The sequence below is a fragment of the Pseudanabaena sp. SR411 genome (assembly GCF_002251945.1).
Taxonomy (GTDB): Bacteria; Cyanobacteriota; Cyanobacteriia; order Pseudanabaenales; family Pseudanabaenaceae; genus Pseudanabaena.
Genome location: NZ_NDHW01000140.1, coordinates 23,891 through 46,601, shown reverse-complemented (window position 1 = coordinate 46,601; position 22,711 = coordinate 23,891). Strand labels below are relative to the sequence as shown.

At 41.8% G+C, this 22,711-nt stretch carries 24 protein-coding genes and 1 tRNA gene; 14 read left to right on the top strand and 11 right to left on the bottom strand.

All coding sequences use genetic code 11. The features are described from left to right. Window positions 1-4: 4 nt before the first annotated feature. The 6 genes from B9G53_RS28850 to B9G53_RS14815 are packed head-to-tail and all read left to right on the top strand — an operon-like array spanning window position 5 to window position 5,578. Window positions 5-586, top strand: coding sequence for a DapH/DapD/GlmU-related protein (locus B9G53_RS28850; protein ID WP_094533617.1), 582 nt, complete (start codon window positions 5-7; stop codon window positions 584-586). Next, complete coding sequence (locus tag B9G53_RS14835) at window positions 576-1,421, top strand: class I SAM-dependent methyltransferase (RefSeq protein WP_094533614.1); 846 nt, start codon at window positions 576-578, stop codon at window positions 1,419-1,421. The genes B9G53_RS28850 and B9G53_RS14835 overlap by 11 nt, the downstream gene beginning before the upstream one ends. Before the next feature lie 21 nt (window positions 1,422-1,442). Beyond that, window positions 1,443-2,366, top strand: a complete 924-nt coding sequence (locus B9G53_RS14830) for an NAD(P)-dependent oxidoreductase (RefSeq protein ID WP_094533612.1) — start codon at window positions 1,443-1,445, stop codon at window positions 2,364-2,366. Next, a complete protein-coding gene (locus B9G53_RS14825; protein WP_176453227.1) occupies window positions 2,360-3,547 on the top strand; it encodes a glycosyltransferase family 1 protein in 1,188 nt (395 codons plus the stop codon). Before B9G53_RS14830 ends, B9G53_RS14825 begins: the two co-directional genes overlap by 7 nt. Window positions 3,548-3,549: 2 nt before the next feature. Beyond that, window positions 3,550-4,371: a glycosyltransferase family 2 protein gene (locus B9G53_RS14820; RefSeq protein ID WP_094533608.1), complete on the top strand. Its 822-nt coding sequence runs from the start codon at window positions 3,550-3,552 to the stop codon at window positions 4,369-4,371. Continuing rightward, window positions 4,364-5,578: a glycosyltransferase family 4 protein gene (locus B9G53_RS14815; RefSeq protein ID WP_094533606.1), complete on the top strand. Its 1,215-nt coding sequence runs from the start codon at window positions 4,364-4,366 to the stop codon at window positions 5,576-5,578. The genes B9G53_RS14820 and B9G53_RS14815 overlap by 8 nt, the downstream gene beginning before the upstream one ends. 27 nt (window positions 5,579-5,605) lie before the next feature. Here B9G53_RS14815 and B9G53_RS14810 read toward each other — a convergent pair whose 3' ends face one another. Beyond that, complete coding sequence (locus tag B9G53_RS14810) at window positions 5,606-6,412, bottom strand: Uma2 family endonuclease (protein WP_094533681.1); 807 nt, start codon at window positions 6,410-6,412, stop codon at window positions 5,606-5,608. Between the two features lie 150 nt (window positions 6,413-6,562). On the opposite strand from B9G53_RS14810, the gene B9G53_RS14805 reads away from it, so the two are divergent. Continuing rightward, window positions 6,563-7,327 carry a Uma2 family endonuclease gene (locus B9G53_RS14805; protein WP_094533604.1) on the top strand — a complete coding sequence of 255 codons (765 nt, stop codon included), beginning with the start codon at window positions 6,563-6,565 and terminating at the stop codon, window positions 7,325-7,327. On the opposite strand, the gene cobT is transcribed toward B9G53_RS14805, so the two are convergent. Then, window positions 7,322-8,386, bottom strand: a complete 1,065-nt coding sequence (cobT, locus tag B9G53_RS14800; protein WP_094533602.1) for a nicotinate mononucleotide-dependent phosphoribosyltransferase CobT — start codon at window positions 8,384-8,386, stop codon at window positions 7,322-7,324. The genes B9G53_RS14805 and cobT overlap by 6 nt on opposite strands. Window positions 8,387-8,752: 366 nt before the next feature. On the opposite strand from cobT, the gene B9G53_RS14795 reads away from it, so the two are divergent. From B9G53_RS14795 to B9G53_RS14765, 7 genes are all read left to right on the top strand, one after another. Next, window positions 8,753-9,898 (top strand): Re/Si-specific NAD(P)(+) transhydrogenase subunit alpha, encoded by a 1,146-nt coding sequence (locus B9G53_RS14795; RefSeq protein WP_094533600.1) that lies wholly within the window; start codon window positions 8,753-8,755, stop codon window positions 9,896-9,898. A 100-nt stretch (window positions 9,899-9,998) separates the two neighbouring features. Continuing rightward, window positions 9,999-10,289, top strand: coding sequence for an NAD(P) transhydrogenase subunit alpha (locus B9G53_RS14790; RefSeq protein ID WP_094533598.1), 291 nt, complete (start codon window positions 9,999-10,001; stop codon window positions 10,287-10,289). 18 nt (window positions 10,290-10,307) lie between these two features. Next, window positions 10,308-11,708, top strand: a complete 1,401-nt coding sequence (locus B9G53_RS14785) for an NAD(P)(+) transhydrogenase (Re/Si-specific) subunit beta (protein ID WP_094533679.1) — start codon at window positions 10,308-10,310, stop codon at window positions 11,706-11,708. An 18-nt stretch (window positions 11,709-11,726) separates the two neighbouring features. Further along, window positions 11,727-12,062: a hypothetical protein gene (locus B9G53_RS14780; RefSeq protein WP_094533596.1), complete on the top strand. Its 336-nt coding sequence runs from the start codon at window positions 11,727-11,729 to the stop codon at window positions 12,060-12,062. Next, a complete protein-coding gene (locus B9G53_RS14775; protein ID WP_141211790.1) occupies window positions 12,046-12,339 on the top strand; it encodes a hypothetical protein in 294 nt (97 codons plus the stop codon). The genes B9G53_RS14780 and B9G53_RS14775 overlap by 17 nt, the downstream gene beginning before the upstream one ends. A 124-nt stretch (window positions 12,340-12,463) precedes the next feature. Continuing rightward, window positions 12,464-13,357, top strand: coding sequence for an ABC transporter permease (locus B9G53_RS14770; RefSeq protein ID WP_094533592.1), 894 nt, complete (start codon window positions 12,464-12,466; stop codon window positions 13,355-13,357). Next, complete coding sequence (locus tag B9G53_RS14765; protein WP_094533590.1) at window positions 13,354-14,082, top strand: hypothetical protein; 729 nt, start codon at window positions 13,354-13,356, stop codon at window positions 14,080-14,082. Before B9G53_RS14770 ends, B9G53_RS14765 begins: the two co-directional genes overlap by 4 nt. 81 nt (window positions 14,083-14,163) lie before the next feature. On the opposite strand, the gene B9G53_RS14760 is transcribed toward B9G53_RS14765, so the two are convergent. The 9 genes from B9G53_RS14760 to B9G53_RS14720 all read right to left on the bottom strand — a co-directional run bounded on the left by B9G53_RS14760 (window position 14,164) and on the right by B9G53_RS14720 (window position 22,451). Continuing rightward, the gene (locus B9G53_RS14760) at window positions 14,164-14,682 is read right to left on the bottom strand and encodes an FKBP-type peptidyl-prolyl cis-trans isomerase (RefSeq protein WP_094533588.1); all 519 of its coding nucleotides are present in this window, start codon (window positions 14,680-14,682) and stop codon (window positions 14,164-14,166) included. 133 nt (window positions 14,683-14,815) lie between these two features. Next, window positions 14,816-14,888 (bottom strand) — tRNA-Phe (locus tag B9G53_RS14755). 200 nt (window positions 14,889-15,088) lie between these two features. Next, entirely contained in the window at window positions 15,089-15,607 is a 519-nt protein-coding gene (locus tag B9G53_RS14750; protein WP_254923664.1) for a YdcF family protein, read from the bottom strand. 135 nt (window positions 15,608-15,742) lie between these two features. After that, entirely contained in the window at window positions 15,743-16,339 is a 597-nt protein-coding gene (recR, locus tag B9G53_RS14745; RefSeq protein WP_094533676.1) for a recombination mediator RecR, read from the bottom strand. Between the two features lie 128 nt (window positions 16,340-16,467). Further along, a complete protein-coding gene (locus B9G53_RS14740) occupies window positions 16,468-17,052 on the bottom strand; it encodes a DUF4157 domain-containing protein (protein ID WP_094533586.1) in 585 nt (194 codons plus the stop codon). Window positions 17,053-17,207: 155 nt separating this feature from the next. Beyond that, entirely contained in the window at window positions 17,208-17,945 is a 738-nt protein-coding gene (locus B9G53_RS14735) for a Stp1/IreP family PP2C-type Ser/Thr phosphatase (protein ID WP_094533584.1), read from the bottom strand. A gap of 232 nt (window positions 17,946-18,177) precedes the next feature. Beyond that, window positions 18,178-19,869, bottom strand: coding sequence for an AarF/ABC1/UbiB kinase family protein (locus B9G53_RS14730; RefSeq protein WP_094533582.1), 1,692 nt, complete (start codon window positions 19,867-19,869; stop codon window positions 18,178-18,180). 187 nt (window positions 19,870-20,056) lie between these two features. Continuing rightward, window positions 20,057-21,787 carry a CHASE2 domain-containing protein gene (locus B9G53_RS14725; protein ID WP_094533580.1) on the bottom strand — a complete coding sequence of 577 codons (1,731 nt, stop codon included), beginning with the start codon at window positions 21,785-21,787 and terminating at the stop codon, window positions 20,057-20,059. Continuing rightward, window positions 21,747-22,451, bottom strand: a complete 705-nt coding sequence (locus tag B9G53_RS14720; RefSeq protein WP_176453226.1) for a DUF928 domain-containing protein — start codon at window positions 22,449-22,451, stop codon at window positions 21,747-21,749. Before B9G53_RS14720 ends, B9G53_RS14725 begins: the two co-directional genes overlap by 41 nt. Window positions 22,452-22,711 lie beyond the last annotated feature (260 nt).

Below are 22,711 nucleotides of genomic sequence, written 5' to 3'. Positions count from 1 at the left end.
AAATATGCAAAAAATAAAGTCTTATTTTAAAAAACTTAAAAACTTAATAATATTATTTCTAAATAAGAATAATTTAAGTCTAAATATTCATCCTTCTTCAACTTTTAGTATGAGTAGGTTGCAGTTAAAAGATAATTGTGTGATTAACATTGATGAGCACAGCCAAGTAGATGGAGCTATCTGCTTTGATAAAGATAATGCGTTGATTTCTATTGGTAAACGTTCATTTATTAATGGCTCCTTAATTGCGGCTCAAAAAATTGAGATCGGGGATGATGTTTTAATTTCTTGGGGAGTGACTGTTGTTGATCATAATTCTCACGCCATATCTTTTTCTGAACGATCGCAAGATGTAGTCAATTGGCAATTAGGTAAAAAAGACTGGGCTAATGTCAAAATAGCGCCGATTAAAATATCTAACAAAGTATGGATTGGTTTTAACTCTATTATCCTCAAAGGAGTTACGATTGGTGAAGGCGCAATTGTTGGGGCTGGATCGGTGGTGACTAAGGATGTACCAGCATGGACAATAGTTGCAGGTAATCCAGCGAAAGTAATCAGGGAGATTCCAGAAGATGAGCGATAAGCAATTGACTTGGGAAGAAGCAGTGCAATGGCTAAAATCTCAGAGTGATCGCCAAGATTTAATAAGGGCTTGTTACTATGATGACTCTGTGCTGGAAGCGGCTCATCGATTTGTAAGTAGCGAGGAATGGCAGGCTGTTTTTGATATTGCCAAAGCTTGGATGAAATGTGATGTTCTCGATTTAGGTGCAGGTAATGGCATATCTAGTTATGCTTTTGCGATTGCAGGTTGTAAAGTGACAGCTCTAGAGCCGAATCCTAGTGATATTGTTGGAGCAGGAGCGATCGCAAAATTAGCTAAGGAATCTAATCTTGACATTAAAGTTATCCAAAGTTTTGGTGAGTCACTTCCATTTCCTGACAATAGTTTTGATATTGTGTATGGCCGTCAAGTTTTACATCACGCAGATAATCTACCAAAACTTTGTCAGGAAGCCGCAAGAGTATTGCGACCAAAGGGATTATTTATTGCTACTAGAGAACATGTTATTTCACAAACTCAAGACTTAGAGATATTTTTGCAAAGCCATCCATTACATCAACTATATGGTGGAGAAAATGCTTTCTTGCTTAAACAGTATTACGATGCTATTTCACAGACGGGCTTAACTTTACAAACTAGTTATGGACATTATCAATCTGTGATTAACTATGCACCAATTACGCGATCGCAATATCAACAAAATATTGCCAATAAGCTAAAGAAATATGTAGGTTCGCAATTGGCTAGTTGGTTAAGCTCTCAGTCCAATTTTATTAAATTGGTTAGTAATATTCATACTTGGCGCGATCGCACTGCTGGTCGTCTTTATTCCTTTGTCGCGACTAAATTATAGAGAGAAAGATCAGGATAGATAGTGAAAACAGTCTTAATTACAGGTGTTACTGGGTTTCTCGGTCGATATATTGCTCGCCAGTTTAGTCAAGCAGGATGGTTAGTAGCAGGCATAGGCACTCGTCCTCCTGAAAATGCACCTCGACAAGACTTGTCGCACTATTACCAAATTATTCTGCCTTCACCAGGTTTAGCAGCGATCGCGCAGCAATTACAGCCAGATGTTTGTGTACATTGTGCGGGTAGAGCTTCGGTGGAGCTTTCGGTCAGCGATCCTGCTTCTGACTTTCAGGCTAGTGTGGCGATGACATTTGATCTTTTAGATACACTGCGGCTATATGTACCTAAATGTCATCTTATTTATCTCTCTAGTGCTGCCGTATATGGTAATCCCAACACCATTCCCATTTCTGAATCTCAATTCACTGCGCCCATTTCTCCCTATGGATTTCATAAATTGATGGGAGAACAACTTTGTCTAGAATTTTTTCGAGTTTATCAACTGCCAACCACGATCGCACGGGTTTTTTCGGCATATGGTGCGGGTTTACGACGACAAGTGGTTTGGGATATTTGCCAAAAAGTCTTGACCCAAAATAGGATTAAATTATATGGAACGGGACAGGAAAGTCGTGATTTTATTCATGGTATCGATGTGGCTATGGCAATGCTAGTTTTAGCAGAAAATAGTAGTGGTCAAGCAGACATTTTCAATCTTTCAACTGGTATGGAAACCAAAATTGAAGATTTAGTAAGATTGATTGTTGCGAAACTAAATCCTGAAATAGAGATTGAATTTGATGGAAATCTACCATCAGGAGTTCCTTGTAATTGGCAAGCGGATATTACCAAAATTAAACAGCTTGGCTTCGAGCCAAAAGTTGAGTTAGAAAAGGGTTTAGATTCTTTTATGCAATGGTGTCGCGGAGAAATTATCGGATGGTAAATAAATTACTGAATAAATCGCAAGATAAATTACATATTTGTTTGAATATGGTGCATGATCCGACTTGGTTAGGCGGGGTTTTATATATTCAAAATTTGATTAGGGCGATCGCACAATTACCAACAGAAGAAACTGAACATATCCAATTAAGTTTGGCTTTATTTAAAAGAAATGCAAGATTAGCGGAACCAGTCAAAGATTTGGTGTCTCAAGTATATGCAGGTACTACCGCGGAATATGTTTATTTAAAAGCTTGTAAACTATTAGCGGAATATGCCTCATTTGTGCCATTAAAAGTATTAAATCCACGATCCTATGACTTTGTATATCCAGATTTATTAGGTGCGAGATCTGCTTATAGATGGGGGGCATGGGTTGCCGATCTTCAACATTGTCATTTGCCACATTTATTTTCACAAAAGCAACTGGATGCTCGTAATGCTGAGTTAAAAAGAATGGCGGATAATGCACCTGTAATCGTGGTTAGTAGTGAGATGGCTGGTGCTGATTTTAGCGATCGCTATCCTTCTGCCCGCGATCGCACAATGGTAATGCATTTTGCTAGTTTTGTTGATCCTCAGTGGTATGAGCCAGACCCACAAATTACGCAAGCAAAATATCAACTGCCAGATCGCTTTTTTTTAGTTAGTAATCAGTTTTGGAAGCATAAAGATCATGGTGTCATTATCGATTCCTTAGAAATTCTTAAACAAAGACATATTGATGCCACCATCGTATGTACTGGTACTTTATCTGATTATCGAAATCCTGATTATTTCAACCAATTATTAGCAAAAGCTGAAAGACTAGAACTTAAACAGCAATTTATTGTTTTAGGCTCTATTCCTCGCAACGATCAAGTTCAATTGATGCGAAGATGTTTAGCCATAATTCAACCCTCTTTGTTTGAAGGATGGAGTTCTGTAATTGAGGATGCTCGCAGTTTAGGCAAGCCAGTAATTGCCTCTGATTTTCCTGTGCATCTTGAGCAAAATCCTCCTAATTCTTATTTCTTTGAGCGCAGTAATCCCGAAGAACTTGCTGAGTTAATCTCTCAAGGATTATCAAATTTAGAAGCAGGTGTAAATCCCCAATTAGAAGCTTTAGCTAGACAAGATAACCAAGCACGGGTTATGACCTATGGAAGACGCTTTTTAGAAATTGTTCATCATGTAGTTTAATCATGCAACCCATCTACATTATTATTCCTGTTCATAATCGCAAGTCCCTTACTTTAGCTTGTCTAGAGAACTTAAAAACTAATGGTGATTTGCAGAAATATCATGTAATCGTTGTTGATGATGGCTCTAGCGATCGCACAGCCGATGAAGTTACAGAAAACTATCCTGAAGTTACTATTCTTAAAGGAGATGGCAATTTATGGTGGACTGGGGCGATCGCATTAGGAATGGAATATGCTAATCAACAAGGAGCAACATATTTTATTTGGTTAAATGATGATAGTTTGTCTGCTCCTAATACCCTTGACTTATTAGTAGATTTTCTGAAAAGTCACCCAGACTCAATTGTTGGTGCTGCTTGCTATGAGCAGGGATCAGGACTATTAGTAGAAACAGGGGTTAAGGGCAGGAAAAGAGTTAAAGCCCTAGAACATGAAGTTGTCGAAGTTGATGGATTGAGTGGCTATTGTGTCGCTATACCAGCATCAGTATTTAAGCAAATAGGCGCTCCTGATGCTGCTAAATTTCGACAATATGCTGGCGACGGAATGTATACTTTAAAAGCGACTAGAGCAGGTTTTAAGGTATATATTTTAGGTAATGCAAAGGTGGTTTTGGTTGAAGAAAAAGATCCTATTCATAACTTTACTAATTATGTCCAGAAAGCAAAATATCGCACCTTCAAATCAATATTCTGGGATTATAAATCTCCCTATCATTTACCAACGCAGTTTCATTACCATACTTATAAATATGGTTTTTTGCTTGGACTTCCGTTATTCATAGTTAAATTATTCTCTTGGTTAGTGCGCTTTTATGTCTAAACCACTGCATATTGTAATGTTTCATAACCGTTATCAATATGCGGGGGGCGAAGATGCCGCAACCGAGGCAGATGTAGAACTATTAAGCGAATATGGTCATCGGGTTACTTTAATTGAAGTTCACAATGACATCATTAAGACTTATTCCAAATTCGATAAACTCAAACTGTTTGCAGAGACATCTTGGAATTTTAAAGTTTATAGCGAGATGCGATCGCAATTGCAAAAACTCAAGCCCGATCTGGTACATGTCCAAAATTTCTTTCCATTATTTTCGCCTTCCATTCATGCCGCCGCGCGATCGCTAAATATCCCAACTGTACAACATCTACATAACTTTCGGTTAGGTTGTCTAAATAGCTATTTATTTAGAGATGGAAAAGTTTGTGAAGCTTGCGTAGGGAAGAATCCTTGGCGTGGCATTGGCTATGGCTGCTATCGTGACTCGCCTATGGCTTCTTTAGCAGTCTGGGCAATGATAACATTCAATCGATGCCGACGGACTTGGGAAAAAGATGTGAATGCCTTTATTACCCCCAGTCATTTTGCTGCTCAAAAGCTCAAAGAGATCGGAATTCCTAGCGATCGACTTTACGTGAATCCTAATGTAATTATTAGTCCCAAGAATGTTGAAGTTTTGCCATCGTTGCAGGCTGAAAATCCTAACTTCTTATTTGTAGGACGGTTATCCGCAGAAAAAGGCATAATTACATTACTGCAAGCATGGGCTGAATTGAACATGATAGATTGGCAGTTAAAGATTATCGGGGACGGTTCTGAAAAATTGAATTTGCAAAGATTTGTTGAAGAGTTAGGTCTAAAAAATGTTCAGTTTTTAGGATATTTGACTTCATCTCAGGTAACAAGTGCTATGCATTCTGCCACAGCGATCGTGGTTCCTTCGCAGTGGTATGAAACATTTGGGCGAGTCGTGGTTGAGGCTTTTTCCTGTAGCACACCTGTATTAGCTTCAGATTTAGGCGCTCTATCGGAACTAATTATCCCAGAACATAATGGATTTTTGATTCCTTGCGATCGCATTAGCGCATGGACAGAAAAATTATATTGGTGTGGCACAAATCCTGAAGCCATGCAAATTATGGGCAACAATGCCTATGCAACGTACCAAGAAAGCTACACCCGTTCCGCGAACTATCATCAATTGATGAAAATCTATAATTCTGTCTTATCCACAATTCCCGAATAATAGACGGCGCTTCGCGCCGCCTATTATTTATTCATCAGCAATACCAAGCGATCGTATTTTCTCTTGTAACTCTTGCAACTTAGTTTCAGCTAACTCAGCTCGCTTTAGTTGTTGCTCAGCCTTAGCACGTTCTTGCTCAGCCTTAATACGCTCTTGCTCGGCTTTAATACGCTCTTGCTCGGCTTTAATACGCTCTTGCTCAGCTTTAACCTGCTCTTGTTTAGCTTTTTGAATTTCTTTTTGGGCAGTTTCTTGAGGTGTAGGTAACAATGCTCCCTCTAGAGAAAAATAGCGTAGTTGCTTCTCATGAACTCCTAAAAATGCGCCGATTACCTCACTCCACAACCAGCCTTGGGCATTAGGAGTAATCGGTTTGTATTGATTAATATCTAACCGAAATCCAGCAAATTCTAAGGTGTCAGGTGAAAAATAAAAATATTCTGGCGTGTGAAATCTCTCAGCATACAAGTTACGCTTGATTGTGCGATCAACGTTGGCAGTTGAGTCAGATAGTAGCTCAATAATCAGATCAGGATAGCGTCCATCTTCTTCCCATACTACCCATGAATTACGCGGTTCTTTGGTGGTGTTTTTGACTAGAAAAAAGTCAGGTCCACGGAAGTCACGATTTTTAAGTTGCTGGCGACTAAAATAAATTGTCAGATTTGCGCCAATAAAAAAATCGTCACGCTCTTGCCAAGCCCATTCAAGACAGGTCACCAGTAATAGCAACTGCATATAATGCAAAGAACTTTCCATTTCAGGTTCATCGCTCAAAAGTTTTTTAGCATCGGGCATTTGCATCTCTAATTCACGAGCGGTAATAGCTGCCATGGGTCTATTCTCCTGATGCACTTCTTCATGATTATGACCTAAAATCGCAAAAGATAGAAACGCCGCAAACACTTTGGGATTTTTGATAATGAGCTAAAATTATTGAGATTGTCCAGACTCAATGCGTACATTTGTGCAGAAGGAAAAAACATGACTTTTACCTTAGATTCATCTAGCGATCGCGTCACACTTCCTGACCATACGCAACTTCCCGAATCTGATGGTACATTTGTGAAAAATTTTCAAGAGCATCCCCAAAGTATTCTGCTCACGGATTCGATTGAGCCAATTTTGCAAAAATATCACCCTGATGGACAATATGCGATCGGGCAAGATTCAGGTATCTATTGGCGGATGACGGAACCACCTGAAAAGGGAGCCGAAGCCCCTGATTGGTTTTATGTGCCGAATGTCCCGCCGACATTAGATGGTCAGTCTCGCCGCTCCTATGTGCTTTGGCAAGAATTTATTGCACCACTGATCATTTTAGAATTTGTGTCTGGCACTGGAAAAGAAGAGCGCGATCGCACGCCTTGGACAGGTAAATTTTTTATTTATGAGCAGGTGATTCGTCCTGCTTTTTATGGCATTTATGAGGTGCAGAAATCGAGTATTGAGTTATATCGTCATGTTACAAATCATTTTGAATTAGTAGAAGCTAATGAAAGAGGACATTTCCCGATCGCAGAGTTAGGAGTAGAGCTTGGCATTTGGCAAGGAGTTTACCAAAATATAGAACTGCCTTGGCTACGTTGGTGGGATGCTAACGGTAATTTGCTGTTAACAGGCTGGGAAACTTCTGGGCAAGAAAAGTTAATTGCTAAGCAGGAGCGTAAACGGGCGGAACAGGAGCGTCAAAAAAATGAGATCTTGAGCGCCCAACTACGTGCTGCGGGAATTGAACCGCAGCTATAGCTGCGATTCGATCGCACTCAGCAATTTTTCTTGTGTCCAATTTAGATATAAATGAGCAGCGATCGCTGCCGCACCAGCGCCAACACCTTCTTTAACAAAGCCTTGTTCATAGGCTCGTAACTGCGGAAACTTAGATTTAGCAAAATTTAGCTGGGTGGCAAGCAATGGTACATCGCGCACAGCTAAAGCTAGCTCTACTGTATTACCTGTGGGATCTTCAGCAACCCATCGGGTTGTGCCGATCGCGATCGCCTCAGGATTCCAGACTAAATGTTGATCATTAGCGATCTCTCTCGCGAGGGCGTAAACGGCTAACATTTGGGTTCCGCCCGCCAGCAATACACCTGCATGACGACTTGCAGCGATCGCCATTCCTGCCACTGCGATTTGCATGGGATCGCCCACTGCTGCCACGATCTCAAAGGGCGTGGCGGGTTGTTCTAGATGCTGCAATCCTATTTGGACGACTTCCCACTTTTGAGCATGGTTACAGGTGGGATGAGAGCTATTGACTTTATCTTTTGCATCTATTCCTAACGCAGTCAACACGGCGAGAGCTGTAGTCGTGCCACCAACTACACATTCACTCAAGATTACATAGGCTCCCGCTTGGGCTAACTTCTCTCCCCATACTAAGCCCTGTACAAATAATTGCAGCACTATTTCAATTGGCAAAGCTTTCACCGTACTCAGACACTTGGCTGGTAATCCACCGAGGGCGATCGCCTTGGTTTCATCTGTTGGGGCGATCGCTAAGCCTGCATCAAAGATAAAAAGTGGTAACTCTTGCGCGGCAACAACGGCTCGGGAAATTAAGACGGGGGAAGCGCCTGCAACAAGGGGTGGTAAAGGGAAGTTGGTATTTGATCCCGTAGCAAGAAATTCGGCATCGGCGATCGCGGTATATTTGCGATCTTCAGGGGTAGCTCCAGCGGCGGATATATTTGGAATTAATCCTGTTTCCGTAAAGCCCAACACACAAGCAAATACTGGACGTTTACCACGATAGTTTTTGAGCCAAGCTTTCGCTTTTTTACGTTGTGTGTAGGTCGTAATCATTAAACTTATTTGCAAAAGTTATTGAAAGTAAATATTTGTAAGGTGCTTTCGTTAAGACAGTTAAAGATTATCTGAAGAAGTAGCCAAAAGGTCACATTTAGGTTCTTACAATGAACGTAACCCATACAGCAATCCTAAGTAAGTTGTTGAATTAAATGTAGGATGGGTTAGCGATAGCGTAACCCATAATTGATAAATAATTGATGCGTTACGTTGCAGTTCATCCTTGAATTGGCGCATCCTACAAATAATTGAACCTTCCTACTTATTTGATTTGTGGAATAAGAGCAGTGATGAATTGCTCTTAATTAATGGTTGCGAGATCACAAATTTGGGTAAGTGAAGATAATTGAATAAGGTGCATGAATGAAGATAGGCGTTATCAAGGAAATAGAATTTGGTGAACGTAGAGTAGCGCTAATTCCTGAAGTTGTTAGCCGCTTAACTAAAAGTGGATTGGAAGTCTTAATTGAAAGTCATGCGGGCGAATTGTCCTTTTTTGCGGACTCCACCTATGTGGAAGCAGGAGCCAAAATTATCACTGACAAAAGCACTCTGATTAATGAAGCAGAGATTTTGCTCAAGGTGGGTGCGCCGCGTGAAGAAGAAGTGAGTATGTTCAAATCTGGACAAATCACGATTGGTTTTCTCAATCCTTTGGGTAGACCAGAACTAATTCGCCGTCTTGCACATCAGGGTGTAACTGCTATGAGTATGGAGATGATTCCTCGCAGTAGTCGGGCGCAAAGTATGGATGCACTCTCCTCGCAAGCCTCGATCGCAGGTTATAAAGCAGTACTGATTGCGGCGGCAGCTTTGCCTAAGTATTTGCCGATGTTGACCACGGCGGCAGGCACGATCCCACCAGCGAAAGTAGTAGTATTGGGTGCTGGTGTGGCAGGGCTTCAGGCGATCGCCACGGCGCGTCGTTTGGGCGCACAGGTGGAAGCCTATGATATCCGTCCTGCGGTGCGCGAAGAAGTGCAGAGCCTTGGCGCGAAATTCATTGATGTCACTTTGGAAGAAGATACAACCGCCGCAGGTGGCTATGCAAAAGAGATTTCGGAAGCTGCCAAACAACATGCTCAAGTGATCCTCGCTAAGCATATTAAAGATGCAGACATTGTGATTACCACAGCCCAAGTGCCTGGACGCAAAGCGCCTGTGATGGTTACCGATGCAATGATTGCTCAGATGAAGCGTGGCTCGATCATCGTTGATCTGGCTGGAGAGCAGGGAGGTAATTGCGAAGGAACAGTTGCAGGAAAAGATGTAATTTGTCACGGGGCAACAATTATTTCGCCAATTAATTTGCCTGCATCCATGCCCATCCATGCTTCGCAAAAATATGCCAAAAATCTACTCAATTTACTCAATCACCTGATCAAGAAGGGTGAACTAAACCTTGATTTTGACGATGACATTATTAGCAGCACCTGTATCACTCATGCTGGCGAGATTCGCAATCAGCGAGTTAAAGACGCACTTTCTCAATTAGTCGTCTCGGTATAGTTCGCTATCCTCCCGCAAACAGTAGGGGTAATTCATGAATTACCCCTACTGTTTGCAATGACAGAAACAATGTCAAATTGCAATTTCAATAAATATCACTATGAACGAATCATTAATCAGCGCTCTATTTGTCTTTGTACTGGCTTCATTTGCAGGATTTGAAGTAATTAACAAAGTTCCACCGACATTACATACACCACTAATGTCTGGCTCAAATGCCATTTCAGGAATATCGGTAATTGGGGCTTTGATTGTGGCGGGTAGCGATGTCAATCCCAATCTCTCAGTAATTCTGGGACTAATCTCGGTTGTCTGCGCCACAATTAACGTTGTTGGCGGATTCCTAGTTACCGATCGCATGTTGCAAATGTTCAAAAAGAAAGAGGCGTAAAGCACCATGCTAGAAAATATTTTGGATTATGTCCCGACAGGGATTCAGCTTACCTATTTGGTTGCCGCATCCTTATTTATGGTTGGGCTCAAACAGATGGGATCACCTGCTACAGCACGTCAGGGGAATTTGCTAGGCGCTGTGGCAATGTTGTTAGCGGTCGTAGCAACATTGCTCGACAAGCAAGTATTGAGTTATGGATTGATTTTAGTGGCGATCGCAATTGGCTCGGCGATCGGTTCTCTGATTGCTTATAAAGTCGCCATGACCGACATGCCCCAAATGGTGGGCTTACTCAATGGTTTGGGTGGTTTGGCTTCTTCGTTAGTTGCGGTGGGCGAATATTGGCGCGTAATTAGTCATGGACTTACCTTGCCGCTAGTCGATAACCTCTCAATTATTGCTAGCGTCCTGATTGGTAATATCACCTTCACAGGTAGCATGATTGCCTTTGCCAAATTGCAAGGGATCATGAAAGGCGCACCGATTCGCTTTGCCTATCAGCAAACAATTAATATTCTGCTGCTAGCCACTTTTGCCGTTGGTTCAGCCATGTTGATTGTCAATCCTGCTGATCTGGTCGCTTTCATTGGTATTAATATCATTTCGCTACTGGTCGGCGTATTGTTTGTGATCCCCATCGGTGGCGGTGATATGCCCGTGGTCATCTCACTACTGAATTCTCTATCAGGGGTTGCTGCTAGTGCCGCAGGCTTTGTGGTGATGAATAATGTGTTAATTATTTCAGGTGCATTGGTCGGCGCTTCAGGCTTGATCCTCACACAGATTATGTGTAAGGCAATGAACCGTACTCTTCCCAATGTGCTATTTAGCGGCTTTGGCACAACTTTAGTCACAGATGGTGACGCAGGCGACAGTAGCAACAAAACAGTGAAAACTATTGAGCCCGAAGAATGCGCGATGATGTTGGGCTATGCGCGATCGGTGGTAATCGTCCCTGGTTATGGGATGGCAGTTGCTCAAGCACAACACGCCGTCCGTGAGTTATCGGATATGTTGGAACGCAAAGGTGTCGAAGTGAAGTTTGCGATTCATCCTGTCGCGGGTCGGATGCCTGGGCATATGAATGTATTACTTGCTGAGGCAAATGTGCCTTATTCGCAACTCTATGACATGGACGATATCAATACCCAGTTTGAAAATACTGATGTGGTATTGATTATCGGTGCGAATGATGTGGTCAACCCTGCGGCACGCACTAATCAAGCTAGCCCGATTTATGGAATGCCTATTTTAGAAGTAGATAAAGCCAAAAATGCGATCGTGATTAAGCGCGGTATGAGTGCTGGTTTTGCGGGTGTCGAAAATGACCTGTTTTATCAACAAAAAACGATGATGTTATTTGGTGGTGCTAAAGACATGGTTGGTAAGCTTGCTAATGAGTTAAAGCAAATTTAATAGACTTAAAGTTAAACAATGAGTTTACGCCGCATCTCGACAATCATTCTTGGGACAATCGGAATTACATCAGTAATTTTTGCCATCTGGGTATCCAATTACGTTCCCTATACTTCCTTTGCGGCTCTAATGTTCGGAATCGGCGGTTTGGCAATCATCGCGATCGCAGTTCTAGTTTATCGATCAACTAGCTTTCTAGAAGTAATTCGCGCTATTGTCTCTTGGCTACTGATCTTGGCAGGTATACCCCAGATTGTAATTTTCCTGTTGGCAATATTGATGGGAAGTGCCCCTGAGATGATCATCCAGTTTGGCATATTTCCTGTTGGCAATATTGATGGGAAGTGCCCCTGAGATGATCATCCAGTTTGGCATACTAGGATTAACGTCGGGGACTTTGGGCTGGACATTGCTTAAACCCAAATTTCTCATTAGTATCGCTCGAAGGATGATCAGTGGATTTTTCCTTACATCTGGTGCTGGATCTGTGCTTTTTCCGATTTGGATTTTGTCTATCTACGGGACAAATATTGCATTTACTGGTATTGCAACTTATTACCTCATCGCTGGGGTAGCGCTTATCGCGATCGGTAGTCGGTTACGCAGACCAACCAAAACAAAGAAGAACTAGCCATCTCTAATTTTTTTTAAGAGAGTGGTGGTGCTTTGCACCACCACTCTCTTTTTGTTTTACCGAGCGCTCGGCTGTGTGTGGATTATGATAGATATTGTGGCTCATCTGTACAGATAACGATATGACTCAAACCTCCCTTCCACCTCTAGCTCAAGAACCACAAAGCCAGCCAATCGCGCAACCAGAAAGTCCCCAGCCAAGCCTATGGTCATCAGATTTTCAGCAAGAAGTGACAGCTTTGACGACGCGACTGTTTATCCAACTACGTCGTCGTCCGACAACACTGATCGCAGGAGTATTACAGCCTTTAATGTGGTTACTCTTGTTTGGAGCATTGTTTAGTGGGTTGCCCAAAGGTTTAGTTGGTGATGGTCAGACCTATGTACAGTTTTTAGCGGCGGGGATCATTGTCTTTACAGCCTTTAGCAGTGCGCTTAATTCGGGACTACCGATGCTGTTCGATCGCGAATTTGGTTTTCTCAATCGCATCTTGGTTGCACCTTTAGTATCGAGATTTTCGATTATTGTCGCTTCCGCGATTTTTATCATTGCGTTGAGTATGGTACAAACCTTGGCGATCGTCTCAGTCAGTGGCTTGATGGGAGCAGGCTTACCCAGCCTGAGTGGTTTAGCTGTAATGTCATTGATCTTGATGCTGCTGATCATAGATTTTACGATGTTGAGCTTAGGACTTGCCTTTGCCATGCCAGGACACCAAGAAATGTTGGCGTTTATTTTCTTGGTGAATTTACCCTTAATGTTCTCTAGCACAGCTCTAGCACCTCTTACTTTTATGCCGACTTGGTTGCAGTGGATTGCTAGCCTTAATCCTTTGTCTTGGGCAATCGAACCAATTCGTTATGTTTACAGCCATAGCTCATGGGCATGGGATAGCGTAGTATTTACTGCGCCTTGGGGAAATATGACGATCGCTAATGCCGCGATCGCTCTATTAATTTTCGGTATATTTGTCGGTATATTCATTCGAGGGACTTTACGACGAGGCGTAGCATGATTGCTGAAATGGGTGAAGTTCCTGCTTTGCCTGAAGTCCAACCCTTTGCCGATAACTGGTCATATCTCAAAGCAGAATTAGCTTGGCTGGATCGGGTATTGATGCGATCGCTAGCTAAACAGCGTCAAACTAACCAAGAAGTTGATCGCGTAGCAAAATCTGCCGTTGACCGCTCCACTAGCCATTGGTGGAAAGGATTTATCGCGATTGATCCTTCTAAGGGCGGTAGTCTCGCACCCAAACAATTACCACAGATTCCACATCCTCTTGGACGTTATGGCGATCGCCTTGCTGCGAGTCGTGAGAACAATATTCGTCTAGCAATTCCGACCTTATGCGATCGCCTAGAGCTGGGTCAATTCGAGCGAGACTTGCTGATTCTCTGCCTTGCTCCTGAAATTAGCCGCCGCTATGAAAAACTTTACGCTTTCCTCAATAACGATGAAAGCAATTGCAAACAACCTACGGTTGATTTGGCTCTGCGTCTCTTTTGTCGCTCCGATAGCGAATGGCGCAATGCCCGCAATACGATCTCGACAACATCGCCATTGATCAAACGCAAAATTGTCCAGCTTTATTTGCCTGAAAATAGTACGGCGCGATCGCATCTTGCCAAAGCGATGCTACTTAGTGAGAAAGCAGCTACTTATCTGCTCAGTGAAGACTTGCCCATTGAATCAGTTATTCCTAAACCTAGAACTAGCAAAATAAAAAAGAAAGGATAAGCGACGCAATGCGCCGCCTATCCTTTCTTTTTTGGAACTACTGAAAAAATTAATTAATCAGCGATCGCCGTCAGGATATTTCTAAGAAATACGCAATAGTTCAACATCAAAAATCAAGGTCGCATTCGGAGGAATTACGCCACCTGCTCCACGAGCGCCATAACCGAGATCGGGAGGAATAATCAAGGTGTAGCGATCGCCAACACGCATAATTGATAAACCTTCATCCCAGCCCTTGATCACCTGACCAACACCAAGCTTGAACGAAAAAGGACTGTTGCGATCGCGAGAACTATCGAATTTAGTTCCATCTTCGAGCGTACCTGTGTAATGAACGATGACGGTATCGCCTTTTTTAGGAGTTGCACCTGTACCCGCAGTGATCACTTTATATTTGAGACCAGTGCCAGTTTCTTTGATTTCAGAATCACTCATACTAATTAAAGGTGCTGCTGCTATTTTTACTTCTGTTTGATTTGGTACGCCTGTAGATGGCGCACCAGTGCTGGCAACTGCTGGCTGTCCGCCTGTAATTTGGGCAACTACAATGACTAGTACAGCAACTGCCATAATGCCAAAGCTAATCAAAATTCCTTTCAAGGCTATATTCTCCAATCAATTACGTGATGACTTAGCTTTTGGAATCTTATACCAATTAAGTAAAGTGTGACTACACTTCACTTACGCAAAAAACAAAAAAGAGTTCGCTCAGCGAACTCTTTTTTGTTTAACATGCCAGGAACGAGATTTGAACTCGTGACACGTGGATTTTCAGTCCACTGCTCTACCAACTGAGCTATCCCGGCGCTGTGCGTTTTTTAGCGCTTTACTAAGATAACACTGATGGGGAATTTCGATCAATAGAATTAAAAAAAATTTCTAGAAATTACTCAAAATCAAATTTTGGGCAAATAAACTAAAAACAACTTTTTGAAAGTGTTGCTTAACAACACTTTCAAAAAGTTGTTTAGTTTGGGCTTGAGCGCAAAACTGTGCAAAGCGTCTCCTATGAGCCAGTAACTAGCCAAAAAACTGATCGCAAACCATCGCGCACAGCTTTAGCAGGATTCTCAGACTTGATGCTTGAGGGAATTGTTACAGGATGCATCTCAATACCTCGACTACCTAAAACAATTTTGCCAATAACGAGAGCGCGCGGCATGTGAAACTCGGAAGTCAACACGTATACATCCGTAATTTTACGTTGCTGAAGCTCCGTCACCATAATCGTAAAATTAGTGACCGTGTCAACAGCACGATAATCTAAATGAATACGATCGCGCTTAACCCCTGCAAGGTCAAACACATATTCAGCATATTCCTCTGGACTGCCTGACGAAACAAAAATTGGTAATTGGGGATGTTGTAAAGCAAACTGAGCAGCAAACTTTTCACGGGTGGGAGAGCCGCCCAAGACTAAGATCGCCTGTGGTTCTCTAGGCGAAGGATTGGTACTAATTGGCGGCAAGCATGGTACGCCAAAAATCATGCAACCAGAGCCAATTAACCCAGATAAAGCTGTCATAGTACTTCTGGTAGGGAATGGGTTAATCATCATTACTAATGAGCTGCGAATCAGCAAAATATTATCTGCATGATGGAACAATATGCAACAAGATTTTGTTAATAGTCTCACCATTCGGGTGAGACTATTAACAACCTATAAATCTAGTTCGCGTCGCCCCTCGATCGCTTTGGCGAGTGTTACCTCATCTGCATATTCTAAATCACCGCCCATCGGAATACCAAAGGCAATTCGCGTAACTTTTGTAAAGGGTTTTAATAATCCGCCCACATATAAAGTGGTAGTCTCGCCTTCGACACTAGGCGCGATCGCCATAATTACCTCCGCGACTTTGTTGCCACTGACGCGCCGCACTAGGCTTTGGATATTCAGTTGATCGGGGCTAATGCCATCCATGGGCGAAATTAGTCCACCGAGAACGTGATACTTACCACGATATTCGCGAGTTTTTTCAAGTGCAATCAAATCGCGGGAGTCAGCAACTACACAAATTACCGAATTATCACGACTGGGATGGGCGCAAATTTCGCAAATTGGCTCTGCTGAAAGATGTCCGCATATAGTACAAAGCCCCACCTGTTGTTTTGCCTGTATTAATGCTTGAGCAAGAGCTTCAACCTCTTCAGTGGGACGTTTGAGAATATGTAGTGACAGACGTTGAGCAGTTTTTGCGCCTACCCCAGGTAGGCGCTGCAATTGTTCAATCAGATTGGCTAGAGGTCGAGTATACAAAACAGCGAAGACATGAAGTAACGTTAACAATTTTAACGTTACTTCATGTCTTCATTAGAAAAAGTCAAGGAGGTGCAAAACACTTTCCCAAAAATTCTTGGTTCGGGTTTGAGCGCAAAGCGCTACCCCTATCGGTTGGTTTTAGCAAAGCGATTTTGCAAATCGTAGGCTTCTCGCTCCATCAGATTATCTTCGTACTTTTGTTTGCCACGCTTATATTCCACAAAATATTGATAGCCAAATTGATCTAACCCTCCGTTTTGAAAACATTGGCGCACATGCACCATTTCGTGAGCTAAAACTGATAACTGCTTGATATCTTCAGGCTTATAAGCGTCGCGAAGATAAATGCGATCGCAATAGGTTTGGGCGATCGTCTCGATTTGACCAAAATGTACAGCAACATTACCAAGTACCCAACGATCCATCATTTGTGAGTTGTAAATGACATGCACACGATCAATATAGTCAATGAAATATCGTCTTAGATAACGCTTTTGGACATTATCTAAAGGTAAACCTTCGCCATTTTTAGAACGCATGGTTCTTGCGGCTGCTTGATAGGCGATCGAGCCTGCTTGTCCCCAAGCTTCCTCAGCGAGACTGGATTTGGTTTCTGAGTCAGCAAAAAAACTCACGTCGGACATCCCTATGGTTGCGACTAAAGAGAGAGTCAGCAAAACTAAAAAAATTATTCTCCGAATGCTATTCATGATGCTTTACAGAGCTTTTAAAACTCCTCCCTGTCTAGTTAAGAATTGGTGGTGCGAGGCTTTGCCTCGCACCACCAATTCTTAACTTTATAGTGTTTATTTATTTGGTGGGAGGAGGTATATAAAGTGTTGATTTTGGATGTGACTTAGTTAATCTAGTTGTTTTGGTTTAATTCGTTAGAAACAATCACTACAGTGATGTTATCGCGACCACCTCGCAACTTAGCTGACTCGATGAGGGATTGTGCTGCTTGCTGACAGTTGCGAATACCCTTGAGGTGATGGGTAATCCGATCATCGCTTAATTCTTCAGTTAAGCCATCACTACAGATCAAGAAGCGATCGCCTGGTTGCCATTCGATTTCACGCGCCGTAACTGATTTAACATCTTCCCGTCCTAGGCATTGCAACAACATATGTCGCCAAGGATGGCTTTTAGCTTCATCAGGGTTAACTACGCCAGTTTGAATAGCTCTAGCAATCCATGTGTGATCATCGCTGATCTGTTCTAGTTTGCTGCCACGCAATCGATACAACCGAGAATCACCAATATGGCAAAACCAAGGCTGTTCATCTCGAAATAACAACACCACAATAGTTGTGCCCATATCCGATCGCACAGGATTAGCTGCTTGATCATTAATGATTGCTTGGTTAGCCTTGTCGATCGCATCTTGCAATAGCTTCTGAGGAGACACCTCGACATCCCACAGTGCTTCTAAACATGAACGAATGGAATCGACGGCAATCTGACTTGCCACCTCGCCACCTGCATGTCCTCCCATCCCATCAGCAACTACAAAAAATCGTCCCTCAGGGTCGATATAGTAAGAATCTTGGTTGGCTGATCTGACGCAGCCAGTATCGGTTGCTCCCGCAAATAGACGCTTCATGTTAGGTGGTTCGGCTCGACGTATTAAATTGACCAGTTCTGCTATAGCAATCTTTAGTTTAACGCTCACAGGCAAAAACTACAGCAATCATAATTGTTGTTTTTCTCTGCCCTAAGTAAGCTAGGTACAATTAAATATAAAACCAGAAGTAAAACCTGTGGCGCACGCCACAGGTTTTACTTCTGGTTTTATATTATGCCCAGATACTTAACGCATAGCGAAAAAATTAGACCTATCGTTCGGGACGATCAATTTTTGATAGCAATCGCAATAAAACTGATACAAAAAAAACTGCGACGATCGCCGCAATTATGGCTGGGATCTGCAAGCCATTAATAAATAAAAGGGTGGCACACAATAAACAAGTTGCTCCCAACAAGGCATAAATAGCACCGATCCCGACATTACTTAAGCGCCTTAATAGGCGATCAGTTTCTTGAGATTTGACCCTGACCCGAATATCACCGCGATCAAGTTTGGCGAGGGTGTCATCAATGCGACGTGGCAAGGCGATCGCTGTATTACTGACCTGTGCAGCTTGTCTACCTAGTTCACCCAGAAAAGCCGTGGATAAATTTCCTGATTCTTTAGCGCTACCATTTTCCATAAGATTTGTTGCGTAGGGTTTGGCGACTTCCATAAAGTTAAAGTTAGGATCGAGTCCTTTGCCCAGTCCTTCAAGCGTAGAAATTGCTCTCAGGACAAAGGTAAATGTAGCAGGGAACCGAAAGGGTTGGTCATAGGCAATATCGTACAAATCATCACTGATTGCGGCAACCGATTGTTTTTCCATCGGCTGACCCATGAAGTTATCGAGCATGTATTGTACAGATCTCCTAATTGGCCCTGTATCACCAGTAACTTCTAACGCGCCTAGTTCGATTAATGAGTTAATCACTGCCTCCGCATCTTTTTGGGCGATCCCAAAGAAAGTTCTTAATAACTTATCGCGGGTGATCGATTGGATCTGTCCCATCATTCCAAAATCATAGAAAATCAATTCGCCTTTACCCGTTACTGCGAGATTGCCAGGGTGGGGATCAGCGTGAAAAAATCCATGATTGAGTAATTGCTCTAGATATGCCTCAGCCCCAACTCGGGCGATCGCTTTGCGATCAATTCCAGCCGCTTCTAAAGCTTCATAATTACTAACTTTGATCCCCGGCATATATTCGAGAGTTAGCACCCGTCGTGACGCATAGCGCCAATACACACGCGGAACCATAATGCGGCGATCGCTCCGAAAATTGCGACGAAAGGTATCCGCATTCTTGCCTTCATTTAAATAATCTGCTTCTTCATAAAGAATTTTGCTACATTCTTCATAAATGCCAACCCAGTCACGCCCCCGTCCATATTTAGGATGATTTTGAAAATATTGAGCAATGCGCTTGAGAATCCCTAAATCGATCGCAAATAATTTTAATAAACCTGGTCGTTGGACTTTGACAACGATTTCTTCACCCGTATGTAATTGGGCTTTATGCACTTGTCCAAGACTCGCCGCCGCAAGGGGAACTGGATCAAAATAACCAAACATTTGATCAATGGGTTTACCTAGATCTGATTCGATAATTTGTTGGGCTTTAGTTGCGGTGAAGGCAGGAACCTTATCCTGTAATTTTGATAATTCCTCCACTGACTCGGCGGGCAAAATATCAGCACGGGTAGAGAGCAATTGACCAACTTTGATAAACGTGGGGCCTAGTTGCAGCATTGACTCGCGTAGCCAAACTGCTCGTTTGCGAGTACGTTTTTTGACCTTGGCTTCAGTTTTGCCACCGACATAGCTCCACTTTTTGCCATCGATCCAAATCATCCAAGAAAAGGTCAGTACTGTTCGCCAAATGTCGATGGTGCGGGCGAGTTCAGAGTAGTTGTCACGACTCCAGCGATAATTGGGTTCAGAGGATAAGGCTGGCACGGCTCACTAACAACGGTAATTTTTTTTAAGAAATCGTAACAAACCTTTACATCTTAGCGTGGATATTTACATTTTGGTAATACCAATACACAAAATTGTTGTCACACTTTTGTGAATTAAAAAACAAACCCAGTAAGGGTTTTCAAAATATAAAACGGCTACGCCGTTTTATATTTTGGTATTACTACTACTTGCTATAGCCTACTACGCGATTTCGTCCTTGTTCTTTTGCTTGATACAAAGCGCGATCGGCTTTAATCAATAAATCCAAGCTAGAACTGTCCTCAGCCGTCATGCACGCGACTCCGCAGCTTAATGTCACAACATTATTCGTCTTTGAGCTTTTATGAGGAATATTGAGATTACGCACATTTGTAACTATCCTTTCGGCAACAACTAAGGCGGATTCATAATCAGTATGAGGAAGAATCACTGCAAATTCTTCACCTCCATAGCGACCAGCAAGCTCACCACTGCGTACAGATTTGTTAATAGCTTGCGCTACTTGCTGTAGGCATGTATCTCCAGATTGATGCCCATAGCTGTCGTTATAAAGTTTAAAATGATCAACATCACAGATGATTACAGAAAGATCTTGTTTAGTTTGAAAGTTTTTCATCAGAAAGCGATCAAAATAACGTCGATTGGCAATTTGTGTTAGTTCATCAATATTTGAAGCGTAGCGAAACTTTTCTCCAAGTTGAATAATGGAGATCAAACTACTTAATAAAAATGAGAATAGAGCAGGAAATATTGGTAACCAAAAGCTAAACAAAAAAGAGCTGTAACTAATTAAGCCCAATCCCAATGTTGAGATTACAAGGAAAGTTAGAATGCCTATAATAAATTGAGACTTTCCAAGATTACTTCCTCTCAAAAACCCTGAAATTCCACTTACACCAATGGAAGCCCATAAAATAACCCATATTCCTTCAAGCCACTTTGGATAAGTCTGTAAAAATGGACGATTATCGATGGCGCCATTAATAATTTGTGATATCAAATTGGCATGGATATGTACCCCTGGAATTTTGCCATATGGAGAAAAGAAGAAATCACGGAGACTTTCTGCCGTAGACCCAATTAACACAATCCGATTTTTAAACAGATTTTGTGGATATTTACCATCTAGAACATTTGTCATGGAAACTTCCTGAAAACATTCTGTCTGACAACGATAATTAAGCAAAATTTGGTAACCGCCGTTGTCGGTAGACCCATAACCTGTTTGGTGAGAACTTAATGGAGAAAATCTAGATTTCCCCAAAACAACTGTTTGATCTTTGTCAGAGGATATCTGTGGAGTTATATCTTCTGAAACCAAATAATTTAAGGCGATTTTGGTTGAGAAGCTATAAATTATCTCTCCATTAGGCTTCTCAATAGATAGTAATCCTCGTCTTACTGTGCCATCCTGATCGACTACAGTATCAACAAAGCCAACTTGATTTTTATAATCAATGTAAGGTGGTGGTAAAACACTAGGATTAACAAATTTTTCCGCAACAATCAGGTTAGGAGTAGATTGAAAAATTTGTTTTAATTCGTCAAACCCCGGTTCTACTGGGAGATTGCGATATACATCTAAACCAATTATTCGTGGATTGCCTACTTTGACTTTCGCAATTAATTTTGCAACTACATCATCTGGGAATGGCCATTTCCCAACCCTTGCAATATCACGATCATCAAAAGTGACCATAACAATGCGTGATTCTAAACCTTCAGATGTTCTTAGTTGGAAGAGTGTGTCTAAAAATTTCAACTCTAATAGTTGAAACAAACCAAATATTTGTAATGAGCAAATTAGAATCACGATTAAAATTGGAATCGTAAATATACTTGTTTGAAGTTTATTTACGGTTCTAATTATGCCTTTATTTAAAAATCGTAACGGATTCAGATGATTGAACGACATGATCTTTGAGCAACTTTTCCCAAGCTTTAGAAAGTGTTGGATTGGTAGGGGTTTGCTTTTGCAATCGATAGAGTTCACTGATCATGTCATACCAAATGCCATTTTCACCATATATAACTACACGATCAACTGGTGATGCTGCGCGCAGCTTAGTGGTGAGCGCTTGTGATTGGGCTGTGCGTTGAATCCAACCCGCGATCGCAGGGCTGTCTGGTCGGAGCGCTTTCCCGCAGATGAAGGTCATTGTCCATTTGTATTTCTTATTCACAACCAGATCTGGAGCTTGACTGGGGAAATTAATCTTAACAAATCCAACATCTGATGATAAAGGTAAAAAAGTTTGGTAAACCTGTTCTTCATCTTCACTTTCAAGGCTCAAAAATATCTGTTTAGCTGTACTTTTGGTCTTAAATATCAGAAATTCAGGGCGGCTAGAGATTGTTAAACCATAGTTTGACTGTGGCAAGATTGGCAATGTTTTCTTATTGGGTTGAGAAGAGTCGATCAAACAGCTTTGGTCGCGAGTGGCTGCTCCAGTTGTAGTTTTAGGTGCTCCACCGCTGGGGGGCTTAAAATTAATTGTTTGCGCCATCATCATCTCAGGTGTAAAGGCTAATGGCAGTAAAATAGCTGTTAATGTCGAAAGGCAAATCTTGGGCATCATAGACAAATTTGAGTACATCTTTATATCCTCAATTGGGAGAAAATATTTCTTACTAATACTCAATCGCAAAAGAATCGCAAAAGATAAAAACCAACAAAAATATTGATTTTTGTCTCCGCTTACTAGTACTAGTAAGTACTAGTAAAGGTAGTATTAGATACAATAACTAAGATAAATCATAATCTAGTAATTATGATTTATCTATATTCAAAAGTTATACAAAAGATATATATGTATTTATAACTTCTAAAGATATCAGC